At 60.2% G+C, this 11576-nt stretch carries 8 protein-coding genes and 1 pseudogene; 3 read left to right on the forward strand and 6 right to left on the reverse strand.

All coding sequences use genetic code 11. The features are described from left to right. Nucleotides 1–22: 22 nt before the first annotated feature. Nucleotides 23–4156, forward strand: a complete 4134-nt coding sequence (locus BBF94_RS00895; RefSeq protein WP_065257171.1) for a hypothetical protein — start codon at nt 23–25, stop codon at nt 4154–4156. Here the strand turns inward: BBF94_RS00895 and BBF94_RS00900 are convergent, their stop codons facing one another. The 5 genes from BBF94_RS00900 to BBF94_RS00920 form a co-directional block, all read right to left on the reverse strand. Beyond that, complete coding sequence (locus BBF94_RS00900) at nt 4157–5974, reverse strand: ABC transporter ATP-binding protein (RefSeq protein ID WP_065257172.1); 1818 nt, start codon at nt 5972–5974, stop codon at nt 4157–4159. It abuts the gene before it with no gap. Further along, entirely contained in the window at nt 5967–6569 is a 603-nt protein-coding gene (locus BBF94_RS00905; protein ID WP_176704398.1) for a DsbA family protein, read from the reverse strand. Before BBF94_RS00905 ends, BBF94_RS00900 begins: the two co-directional genes overlap by 8 nt. A 35-nt stretch (nt 6570–6604) precedes the next feature. Next, nucleotides 6605–7546, reverse strand: a complete 942-nt coding sequence (trhO, locus tag BBF94_RS00910) for an oxygen-dependent tRNA uridine(34) hydroxylase TrhO (RefSeq protein WP_065257174.1) — start codon at nt 7544–7546, stop codon at nt 6605–6607. Nucleotides 7547–7664: 118 nt separating this feature from the next. Further along, nucleotides 7665–7964, reverse strand: a complete 300-nt coding sequence (locus BBF94_RS00915; RefSeq protein WP_065257175.1) for a BolA family protein — start codon at nt 7962–7964, stop codon at nt 7665–7667. 12 nt (nt 7965–7976) lie between these two features. Beyond that, nucleotides 7977–8495 carry a DUF2059 domain-containing protein gene (locus tag BBF94_RS00920; protein ID WP_065257176.1) on the reverse strand — a complete coding sequence of 173 codons (519 nt, stop codon included), beginning with the start codon at nt 8493–8495 and terminating at the stop codon, nt 7977–7979. 193 nt (nt 8496–8688) lie between these two features. Here BBF94_RS00920 and BBF94_RS00925 point away from each other — a divergent pair. Then, nucleotides 8689–10082: pseudogene (locus BBF94_RS00925) on the forward strand (class II fumarate hydratase). A 123-nt stretch (nt 10083–10205) separates the two neighbouring features. Here the strand turns inward: BBF94_RS00925 and BBF94_RS00930 are convergent. Then, on the reverse strand, nt 10206–11165 hold the full coding sequence (locus BBF94_RS00930) for a DMT family transporter (RefSeq protein WP_065257177.1): 960 nt from the start codon (nt 11163–11165) through the stop codon (nt 10206–10208). A gap of 210 nt (nt 11166–11375) precedes the next feature. Between BBF94_RS00930 and BBF94_RS00935 the strand changes: the two genes are divergently transcribed. Beyond that, nucleotides 11376–11570 (forward strand): DUF6316 family protein, encoded by a 195-nt coding sequence (locus tag BBF94_RS00935; RefSeq protein ID WP_065257178.1) that lies wholly within the window; start codon nt 11376–11378, stop codon nt 11568–11570. The last annotated feature ends 6 nt before the right edge of the window (nt 11571–11576 follow it).

Raw genomic sequence — 11576 nt, forward strand, 5'->3', positions numbered from 1 at the left:
GGAACCTGCAAAGGAATGCGACATGACACAGATGACGATCGACTCACCCATGACATCCACCGCCAGAGAACTACGTGCCCGGCAGGCACTGGGGCTGGACAGCGGCCCGGATATCGAAAACCTCATATCACCCGATGCGGGGGACAAAAAACGCTTCAAAGCCTTGCAACGCAATGCGCCCGATGCCATGTCTTCCATGACGCTGGAGATGTACAAGGCCAAGCTCGTCAACGTGCAGATCATCGACACCGTCAAAGGTTTCATGTCCGGCAGCCCCATGCTGATTCGCCGACTGGGATCCGATGTACTGTTTCCTCCTTCAGCCGAGGAAGTCCGCGCAACCCCTTCCGTGTTTCTTGAGCAGATCCTGAACTCCGCCCCCGCACAAGAGCTGGCCAATCGGTTGCTGACGAGACTCAAGTGGTATGGCGCACTTGCCGGCGAGCAGACTTCGGCCGCCGTACGCAACCAGTTGTTGTGCAAGGCCATATGCCTTTACCTGCATGCCCCGTCACTGGACGAATCCCGACTCGCCGGGTTCGATTGGCAGGATCCGGCGCATCAGGGCAAAAACTATCAGACCCTGCGCGACGATTTCGCTCGGCACCTGCTGAGCACCGGAAGAGTCGCCACCACCAATGAGTCGATAGTGCTGGCCCGTCTTTACCAGATGCGGCTGTCGAAAGATTTCCAGGTAACAGATGTTCCGCCCGATCTGCGTTACAAAAGCTCGGTAGTGTGGGTCAACTTCATGCACGGCGTGCTGTTGGCTGATGAGTTCGGCCTTGATCGAGCGCAGCCGCTTTCCTTTCAACAACTGGTCAATCTGCCGCTGGAGCGCAGCGCCAATGCTTCGACCGAAGAACTCGAGACCATTACACGACTGAGAGTCGGCCCGACTCTCGATTGGGCGGTGAGCATGGGCATCGTCAAGGCGCGAAAGGCATCCGACTACACCGAGGAGGACATCAAAAGAGCATTGACGGCGCTGGAGAACCAGAGTGAAAGCCTGAACAAGGCCGTACAGTCTCTGGAACTTCGTCCGCCCGAAAGACTGCAGATGGCCGGACAGGTCATGAGTGATTTGTTCAGAGGTTACACGTTCGGGCGAGATGGCAGCACATTACTGGATGCGACACCTGCCTACAGCGGATTCAAGTCCACACCTGACTTGAAACTCAGGGGCCACAATTTTCTCGATCTCTATGCCGACGGGCAACTGGACGGCGGAAAAAGGTGGACTGTTTCCATGCCCGACGGCATGACACGCTCCACGACTTTTCTCAGGCTTGATGACCAGAGAAACCTCTGTGCAGAGCGCGAAAAGGAATGGGGAGGCTACGAGCGAATTCAAAGAAGCTGGTCGGGCAAGTTTCTGCCGGACATCAATGCTCGATTTGAAAGCGAATTCACAAACCATCTCACCGTCCTCAGATCGGCCTATCAGACCTTGATTCTGAGCCTGTTGAATTCCCTGCCAGCGGCCGAGCGCCGAACGTTCGAGACAGGTGCCATCAACTTGCTCGGCCTGCGCCAGAAAGCCCGAAAGGATGACAGGTTCGAACCTGTCAGGGCGAGAAAAGGGTTTGTCCTGCAAGTCACCAACGGCGATGACATCGCTTACTACGAACTCATTCCCAGCGCCGGGCTCATTCGCCGCCGGACCGGCCTGCGATTTTCCTACAACAGAGGGGAACGCACGGAGTTTCCCTTGCATGCCTCGATTCCCGGGCAAACCTATGACCCGGAAAGGGATCTGGCCACCACCCTGCTGCTCGACTGGGCGGCTCATTTGCACGGCAAGCTCCCTGAAGAGCGGCAGTCTTTCACAGGGTTTCTCGATTCGAAGGGAACCCTGCCCGCAGTGGCCCCTTCCCACAACGACTCCGACCCGACCTCCTCTCGGCTTGAAACCCTGGCCGGGTTCATTGCCCACAAATACCTTTACATCGATGAAGCACATCTGCGCACCCAGGCCCGCGGCGAGACCGTTTTCGATGTCATCCGGGCAAAAACCGAGCAGCGGCTGAACACCTTCAAAGCCATCGTCAAAGGATTCGTACCGTTCTGGGGCAGCATTGAAGACCTCCTTTCGGACGACAACACCCAAAAAGCCATGGGCGCAGGCGGACTCCTGCTGGATCTCGCTTCATTTCTTTTCCCCGTCGGGAAATTCATTTCGGGAACGGTACGGCTGATCCGTGTCACGAACACAGCCTCGCGCATGGCTGTCAAAGCGAGCCTGCCTTCCTTTACGACACTGACTCGCAAGCTCCTGACGGCAACGGTAAGCAATCTGAACCCGTTGAGCGGAATTCCGACGTTGCTCAAGTCGACTGTCAGCGGTGTCGGCCGAGGGTTGATCGGTGCGAGTCGCCTGACGGTGGCTGGAGTCAAAAAGCTCTCTGGCAAGGTCGACGGTTATCGATGGGTCGGCACCTTGCCGCAGGCAATCGATCCAGGGCCATGGAAACCATTGATTGATGGTGATCGGCTGGCAACCGTCAAAGGAATCGATGACGTTCTGGTGCGAAATACCAGCCCGACCGACCCCGGACGGTTCCACCTCATCGACCCGGAGACGTCCTTGCCCTATGGCCCGCGACTGTCCAGGCATCAGATGAACTTCACGGAGGGTCGCTCAACGTTCACGACGCTTGCACAGACTGACTCACATGTCCTTGTCGAGGTGCCTGAACACGCCCACATTCGGGAAATCCTTGAAGTCGATGGCCGTACTACGATGCTGATCGATGACATCCCCTACAGGCTGGACGGCCATCAGTTGCGTCGAGCTGATCTGATCGATGAAAAATCGATGTTCAAATCCATTCCCTGCCGGATGCGGCGTGCGCCGGGCAGCGATGTATGCGCGACGAGTTATGTCACGCGAACACCTGCGCCGACTCCGCCGCTGAACAGTCAGGACACGGACAAAGGGTGGGCGCAATGGTTCGGCGATACGATTTATACGCCAGCCATTCGATCGCAGCCGTTGCTGACAAGCGCCGTCAGTACCTACAAGCAGCTCAATGCCTCTTTGGAGTTTCAAAAGGGAATCTATGCACGCATCAAGGTTCGCCTGCCCGACAACGACCCCAAGAAATTCGACACGCTCGAAGTGGGGGCGATCATTGTTCCCGCAAAGGACGACTCGAAACACTACGTGTTCACTCGACTCGGCGCCGGAGATTTCTATGTCACCGAGCGCCTGCCGGGGCAGGTTTTTGCCGACCCTCTGGTTCTGCGCAAGGCCAACCCCTCACCGGGAAACCTGGATGATGAACTGAAGACGGTCTACATCGGCTCGCTCAACGCCAACAACACGGCACGGATCCACACGGTTCCAGAGATAGAACGCGCCCTCAGAACCATGGATGAAATCGCTATTCCGCTAGGCACTCCTGCCAACCCGCCAGCCGGCATGAAATGGTTGAAAGTGGACACCAGTTCCGGTGAGGCGCTGATGTTCGACCACCGAACGCGAATGATCGTCGCCCGGAACACCGAAGGTGCCGCGACCTGGACACGGAGTACAGACGCTCCAGAGGCTTTGCGACAGCGAACGGCGGAAATTTTCGACACGCTGTTTCTATCACCGACGATCAAACCACCAGAGACCAACGCGTCGCTGCGTATCGATGACACGATGCAAAAACTGCAACACCTGCTGAGCCGATTCGAACGTACAAAGAATGCTCGCAATATTGCCTATGCCGAAGTCACCACCGCACAAGGCGTGCGAGAAGTCTATGTCAGTGTTTCCGGTGCTCATGGCACTACCAGACACCTGCCGCTGTTCCGCCACCTGGGCGCCAATCATGTAAAAATCGGTGACACGACTTACATCAACATCGACTACAGCCTTGCGGTGGACAAGACAAACCTGGAATTGACGGATGGGGGGCGCCTGGCAGCGGTACCGCTGACTATCAAGAACATCGATACCTACACACCGACATTGGCAGCCCGACCGACGTCTCTGGACAGCGAAAGCAAGTTGATACGCGTGATTCGCGAGAAATACACCGATCCACTTGAGCTGAGATCGGTGGACGTCGCCACCACGATGCCGCCTTGCGAATCGTGCTCATTGGTCATGAAAGAGTTCGGACACAGAGGCGAAGCCGACGCGCTGCAAGTAATCTGGAAATGACTACATCCGCTGCAAATGCCCATACAGCTTGGCATACAACCCACCATCGGCAATCAGTTGCTGATGGTCGCCATCCTCAGCCACCTGCCCGCCGTCGAACACCAGCACCCGGTCCGCCTGTTTCACCGCTGACAGGCGGTGGGCAATGATCAGTGTGGTGCGACCATGGAGGAACTGCGCCATGGCCTGATGCAAGTTGTATTCGGTGGCGGCGTCGAGGGCCGAGGTGGCTTCGTCGAGGATCACCACCTTCGGCTCGGCGAGGATCATCCGTGCAATCGCCAGCCTTTGCCGCTGACCACCGGACAGGCGCACCCCGGAACGACCGACGATGCTGTCCAGTCCGTCCGGCAGCGCGCGGATGGCAGGTTCAAGCTGGGCGATTTCCAGGGCCTGCCAGCAGGCCTCGTCGCTGCGGGCACGGCCCATGGTCAGGTTGGCGCGCACGGTATCGTTGAACAGTGCCGGGTGTTGCAGCACGACTGCGACGTTTTCCCGGACCGTTTCCAGTCCGATCTGCTGCTGGGTCGATCCGCCGAAACGGATGGTACCGGCCAGCGGCGTGTACAGGCCCAGCAGCAATTGCACGAGGGTGCTCTTGCCGCCGCCGCTGGCGCCGACGATCGCCACTTTCTCGCCCGGCGCGATGGACAGGTTCATCTGATCCAGCACCAGCTCATCGCCGTAACCAAAGCTCAGGCCCTGCACGTCGATGCCGACGGTCTCGCGGCCCTTGAACGGGTCGACGCCGCCCGGATATTGCGGCTCGTCGGCACGGGCCAGCAGTTCGTTGATTCGCGACAGCGCACCGCCCGCCGCGTAATAGGCGTATTGCAGGTTCAGCAGCTGTTCGACCGGACCGATCATGAACCACAGGTAGCTGAACACCGCGAGCATCTGGCCGATCGACAGGTCGGAGAACAGCACCGTAAGCATCGCCGCTGCGCGGAAGATGTCGATGCCGAACTGGAACAGCAGACCACTGGCGCGGTTCGAGGCATCGGTCTTCCACTGCGAATTGACTGCGTAATTGCGCACTTCCTGGGCCCGCAGACCGAGACGCCCGAGAAAGTAACCCTGACGATTGCCGGCCCGTACTTCCTGAATCGAGTCGAGGGTTTCGCTCAAGGCCTGGGTGAAACGCGAGGTGCTGTCGTTTTCCAGTTTTTTCAGGTGCTTGACCCGTTTGCCCAGTTGCACGGTGGCGTAGATCACCAGCGGGTTGAACAGCAGGATCAACAGCGCCAGTTTCCAGTGCATCCACATCAGGATGCTGGCGGTGCCGACCAGGGTCAGCATCGCCACCAGGAAACGACTGAGGGTTTCGCCGACAAACTTGTCGAGGGTATCGAGATCGGTCACCAGGTGCGTGGTCACCGTGCCGCTGCCCAGGCTTTCGTATTCACCGAGGGAGATCCGTTTCAGTCGCTCGATCAGGCGCACGCGAATGCGATAGACGATGTCCTTGGCCAGTCGCGCAAACAGACGGGCCTGCAACACGCCAAAACACAGGGCGCTGCAACGCAGGGTCAGGGTCACCACCAGCATCAGGCCGATGTAGCCTGCCGCCTGCTGCCACGGGGTTGGCAGCACATGGTTCATGACCTTCAGCGCCGCATCTCCACGACCGAGCAGGACTTCGTCCACCAGCAACGGCAGCAGCAACGGGATCGGCACGCTGCACAGCGTCGCCAGTACGGCCACGCCATTGGCGATCCACAGGGATTTTTTGTGATGAAGTGCCAGACGCCGGACTTCTGCCCAGCTCAGCCGGTCGACACGCTTGACGGCTGGCGTGTCATCGGCGGGGTCAGACACAGGCGGCGCGCTCCAGCCATCGACCGAGTAACGGTGACAACTCACTGAGCGGCTGGTAGCCGTTGGTCAGCAACGCAAGTTGGCCATTGCGTTCGGCGAGCAGGGTCGGGAATCCGGCAATGCCCAGATCCTGAACCCAGTTGAAGTCGGCCAATGTGGCCTCGTGCTGTTCGGCACGATCGAACAACGCAGCGAATTCGATGCGTGGCACGCCGGCCTGTTCCGCCAGCTCCACCAGCACGCTGGCGCGGGTGACATCGCGACCTTCGGCGTAAAAGGCGTGCTGGATCAGGCCCAGCAGTGTCCATGCGCAATCCGGCGCGAGGCTGCGCGCGGTGACGATGGCCCGGCAGGCAGGCTCGGTGTCGTAGACAAAACCGTCCGGCAACGCACCTTCGAACTTGAACGGCTGGCCGGTGGCCTTGGTGACCGCCTGCCAGTGTTCGAGAATGTAGCGCCGGGTCGTCGGCTCCAGCGCCGCACCACTGCCGGTGCGCAACCCGCCGACCACCAGATGCAGTTCCACGCCGGCGGCCTGCGCCTGCTCCACCAATGCCTTGGCGACCGGGGCAAATCCCCAGCACCAGGAACACATCGGATCCATTACGTAGAGCAGGCGTGCAGACATGATCAAGCCTCGGTGGATGCTTGCTTATAGTTGTAGCCGATCGGGTGCGGCATGTTGCGTGCCTTGGCCAGTTCGATCTGTTTCTGACGGTCGATGGCGCTGCGGCGGGTCCTCTCGCTCAGGGTGTTCCAGCAGTGCGGGCAGCTGATGCCGGGCACGTAATGCTCGGAGGCGCGATCCTCGACACTGACCGGGGTACGGCAGGCGTGACACTGATCGTAGTCGCCTTCGCTCAGGTCGTGGCGCACGGTCACGCGGTTGTCGAACACGAAGCAGTCGCCCTGCCACTTGGTTTCTTCCTGCGGCACCTCTTCGAGGTACTTCAGGATGCCGCCCTTGAGGTGGTAAACCTCCTCGAAGCCTTCGCCCAGCATGTAGCTCGACGCCTTCTCGCAACGAATGCCACCGGTACAGAACATCGCGACCTTCTTGTGCACCGCCGGATCGAAGTTGGCTTTGATGTAGTCGGGGAATTCGCGAAAACTGGTGGTTTTCGGATCGATGGCGCCTTCAAACGTGCCGATCGACACTTCGTAATCGTTGCGGGTGTCGATCAGCAGCACTTCAGGGTCGCTGATCAGCGCATTCCAGTCCTGCGGCTCGACGTAGGTACCGACCTGCTTGTTCGGATCGACGCCTTCGACGCCCAGGGTAACGATTTCTTTCTTGAGCTTGACCTTGGTGCGATAGAACGGCTGTTCGTCGCAGTACGATTCCTTGTGGTCGATGTCGACCAGGCGCGGATCGTTGCGCAGCCAGGCGAGCAGGCCGTCGATGCCTTCGCGACTGCCCGAAACCGTGCCGTTGATGCCTTCTTCGGCAATCAGCAGGGTGCCTTTGATGCCGTTGTCGAGCATCGCTTGCAGCAGCGGTTCGCGCAGGTTGACGTAATCTTCGAGGGTGACGAACTTGTACAGTGCCGCCACGACAATCGGTTGTGTCATGGGTGTTTCTCCAGGTGGCTACCCTCGTAAAGGGTGAACCGGATGCGAAAAAAAAACGCGCCGGGTGAGCGGCGCGTTGCGGATTCTAGCAAAAAACCTCAGTTCATTGCTGCAAGGCTCAATGCTTGCTGCCGCCGGCACAGGTCGGCGACGCCGGAGCGGCGCCCACCTCTGCCCATTCCTGCGGGGTGTAGGTGTGCAGTGCCAACGCATGGAACTCGCCCATCAGCTCGCCGAGCGTGCCGTAGACTTTCTGGTGGCGCTTGACGCGGTTCAGGCCTTCGAATTGCGCACTGACCACCACAGCCTTGAAGTGGGTCTGCAACCCGCGACTGTGCATGTGGCTTTCGTCCAGCACCTGCAGATGCTCAGGCTGAAGCAGCGCCAGCGTCGATTCGATGCGTTGTTGCATGGTCATCACGAACTCCGCTTACTTCTTCTTGGCCGCAGCAGCGCCTTTCGGTGCCAGCTCGTTGGTCATGTCGTCCAGCAATTTGTTGACGACCGGTACTGCGGGTTCCAGTTTGGCCTGGGTCATCTGGGCCGATTGCTGGGTCAGCTGCGGCATTTTTTCCAGGACTTTCTTGCCCAGTGGCGACTGGTAGAACGCGACCAGGTCTTTCAATTCCTGCTCGCTGAAGTTGCTGGTGTAGAGCTTGACCATGTCCGGCTTCAGCTTGTTCCAGCCGATGGCCTGGTCCAGGGCGGCGTTGGCCTTGGCCTGGTAGGTATCCAGTACGGCTTTCTTGGATTCCGGAGCCTTGGTCTGTTCAAAACGCTGGGCGAACATCTGCTGCACTTGCATGTACACCGGAGTGCCCAGTTTGTCAGCGTGCGCCAGGGTCAGGAAAGCTTCGGCACTGGCGTTGTGGCTGGCGGTATCGGCAAGCACCTGGCCGCTGGCGCAAACCAGTGCAACTGCGGTGCAGATGGCACGAAGACGAGTCATCGAGTTTCCTTTTCAGCTAGGCGAGGTTAAACCCCAAGGGCGACCATTCTGCGCCTGATTAACGCTGCGGCTCAACCCCCGGGCCTTGCCGTGCTTGATTGGCGGGGAATTGCCGGTCAACAATCGATTGGAGGGAACCACCCGGGCCGACACCGGCCTAAACTGCGCAAACAGACCAACAGGAGTGTGCACGATGAGCCGTATCGAAACCGACAGCCTGGGCCAGATCGAAGTCCCGGACGACGCTTACTGGGGTGCTCAGACGCAACGCTCGCTGATCAACTTTGCCATCGGTCAGGAACGCATGCCCTTGCCGGTCCTGCACGCCCTGGCCCTGATCAAGAAAGCCGCCGCCCGGGTCAATGACCGCAACGGCGACCTGCCCGCAGACATCGCCCGCCTGATCGAACAGGCCGCCGACGAAGTGCTCGACGGCCAGCACGACGACCAGTTCCCGCTGGTGGTCTGGCAGACCGGCAGCGGCACCCAAAGCAACATGAACGTCAACGAAGTGATCGCCGGCCGCGCCAACGAACTGGCCGGCAACCCGCGCGGCGGCAAGACGCCGGTGCATCCCAACGATCACGTCAACCGCTCGCAGAGCTCCAACGACTGCTTCCCCACGGCCATGAGCATCGCCACCGCACAGGCGGTGCAGACCCAACTGCTGCCGGCCATCGCCGAGCTGTCGGGCGGTCTGGCCGAACTGTCGGCGCGGCACATGAAGCTGGTGAAAACCGGTCGCACCCACATGATGGACGCCACGCCGATTACCTTCGGCCAGGAACTCTCCGGCTTCATAGCGCAGCTGGATTATGCCGAGCGGCGATCCGCGCCGCGTTGCCGGCGGTCTGCGAGCTGGCCCAGGGTGGCACCGCCGTCGGCACCGGGCTCAACTCGCCCCACGGTTTCGGCGAAGCGATTGCGGCTGAACTGGCCGCGCTGTCGGGTCTGCCGTTCGTCACCGCGCCCAACAAGTTCGCCGCCCTCGCCGGCCATGAACCGCTGACCACCCTCTCCGGCGCCCTGAAAACCCTCGCCGTGGCGCTGATGAAAATCGCCAACGACCTGCGCCTGCTGGGCTCCGGTCCCCGCGCAGGTTTTGCCGAGGTGAAGTTGCCGGCCAACGAACCGGGCAGCTCGATCATGCCCGGCAAGGTCAACCCGACCCAGTGCGAGGCGCTGTCGATGCTGGCGTGCCAGGTGTTGGGCAATGACGTCGCGATCGGCTTCGCCGCGAGCCAGGGTCACCTGCAGTTGAACGTGTTCAAACCGGTGATCATCCACAACCTGCTGCAATCGATCCGTCTGCTGGCCGATGGCTGCAGCAACTTCCAGCAGCACTGCATCGCCGGGCTTGAGCCGGATGCCGAAGTCATGGCCAAACACCTGGAACGCGGCCTGATGCTGGTGACAGCGCTGAACCCGCACATCGGCTACGACAAATCGGCGGAAATCGCCAAGAAGGCCTACAGCGAAGGCAAAACCCTGCGCGAGGCGGCGCTGGAACTGGGCTATCTGACCGATGAAGAGTTCGATGCCTGGGTGCGGCCGGAGAACATGATCGAGGCCGGCGCCAAGGGCTAGATTTTGCAGCGCCTGAAAATCCGTCTTCGCGAGCAAGCTCGCTCCCACAGTTGACCGCATTTCCCAGTCAGGAATGCGGTTGAATGTGGGAGCGAGCTTGCTCGCGAATGAGGTTGGCGCGGTTTAACTGGCGGCCATCTTCATCCGCCGGGCCTTGAGCCCGGCAATCAACGAAGGCCCCAGTGCCACCAGCGCCGACCCCAGCACCACCAGCACCGCCCCGCCATAACCCAGACCGTTGATCTGCTCGGCATGCACGTATTGCGGCCAGATCCACGCTGCCAGCGCGACGGCACCGAAGGTCACCAACGGTGTGATCGCCAGGGTCGCGCTGACCCGCGAAGCTTCCCAATGGGCCAGCGCCTCGGCAAACGCGCCATAGGCAATCAGGGTATTCATGCAACACGCCAGCAGCAGCCAGCCCTGCAACGGGCTCAACTGCAGCGTTTCCAGCGGATGCACCCACGGTGTCAACAGCAAGGCGCAGAACAGGTAGATCACCATCATCACCTGCAACGAGTTCCACACCGTCAGCAGCTGCTTCTGCCCCAGGGCATAGAACGTCCAGACCGTCGACGCCAGCAGCACCAGCAACACACCGGCGGTGTAATCAGATAAAGACGTGAGCAATTCCGCCAGACGCTGATTGAAAAACAGCGTAAAGCCGATCAACAACACCGCCAGGCCAATGCCCTGACCGATGCTGAAGCGCTCCTTGAACACGAACAGACTGGCGATCAACAACATGATCGGCCCCATCTGCACCACCAGTTGCGCGGTGCCCGGGCTGAGCAGGTTCAGGCCCATCAGGTAGAGCACGTAGTTGCCCACCAGCCCGAGCACCGCCATCAGCACCAGCCAGCCGCCCTTCGGCCCGAGCACCTTGCGACTCGGCAACCGTCGGGTCGCCGCCAGATAAATGAACAGGCAACCGCCGGATACCAGCAGGCGAAACCAGGTCACCGTGATCGGGTCCATCACCTGCAGCACTTGCTTGAGCTTGATCGGCAGGATTCCCCACAGAAACGCCGTCAACAAGGCGAGGAACAAGCCGTACACCCAGCGACCCGACGAAACGTGCATGAGAACCCCGAAAGCCAAAGACAGGAACGCACATTCTAGGCGCTGCGGCAGGCATGACACAGGGACAGTTGCGATCGGGCCGCAAATGGAACTGTACAGGTCGCAGCAGTAAATTGACGCGCTGCCGTTGATCGGCTGGCGAAGCGCCGCAAGTGGTTCAGGCATAAGCTCTTCGGATCCCATCCAGCGCAGCGCTCAAGGAGATCGACCATGTTCGGAATGCGCGCCCAGGACAGCGACCCCGCCATGCACTTTCGCAGCGATCGGGTGTGTCGGGTCAATGGCGAGCTGTTTTTCAGCACCCGGGAGAACACCCTCGAAGGACCGTTCGACAGCCCCGAGAAAGCCGAGCAGGAAATCCGCGCGTACATCGCGCGGATGCAATTGCTGGATTCTGGCAGGTAGATCCGG

The sequence above is a fragment of the Pseudomonas bananamidigenes genome (assembly GCF_001679645.1).
In the GTDB taxonomy this organism is placed as follows: Bacteria; Pseudomonadota; Gammaproteobacteria; order Pseudomonadales; family Pseudomonadaceae; genus Aquipseudomonas; species Aquipseudomonas bananamidigenes.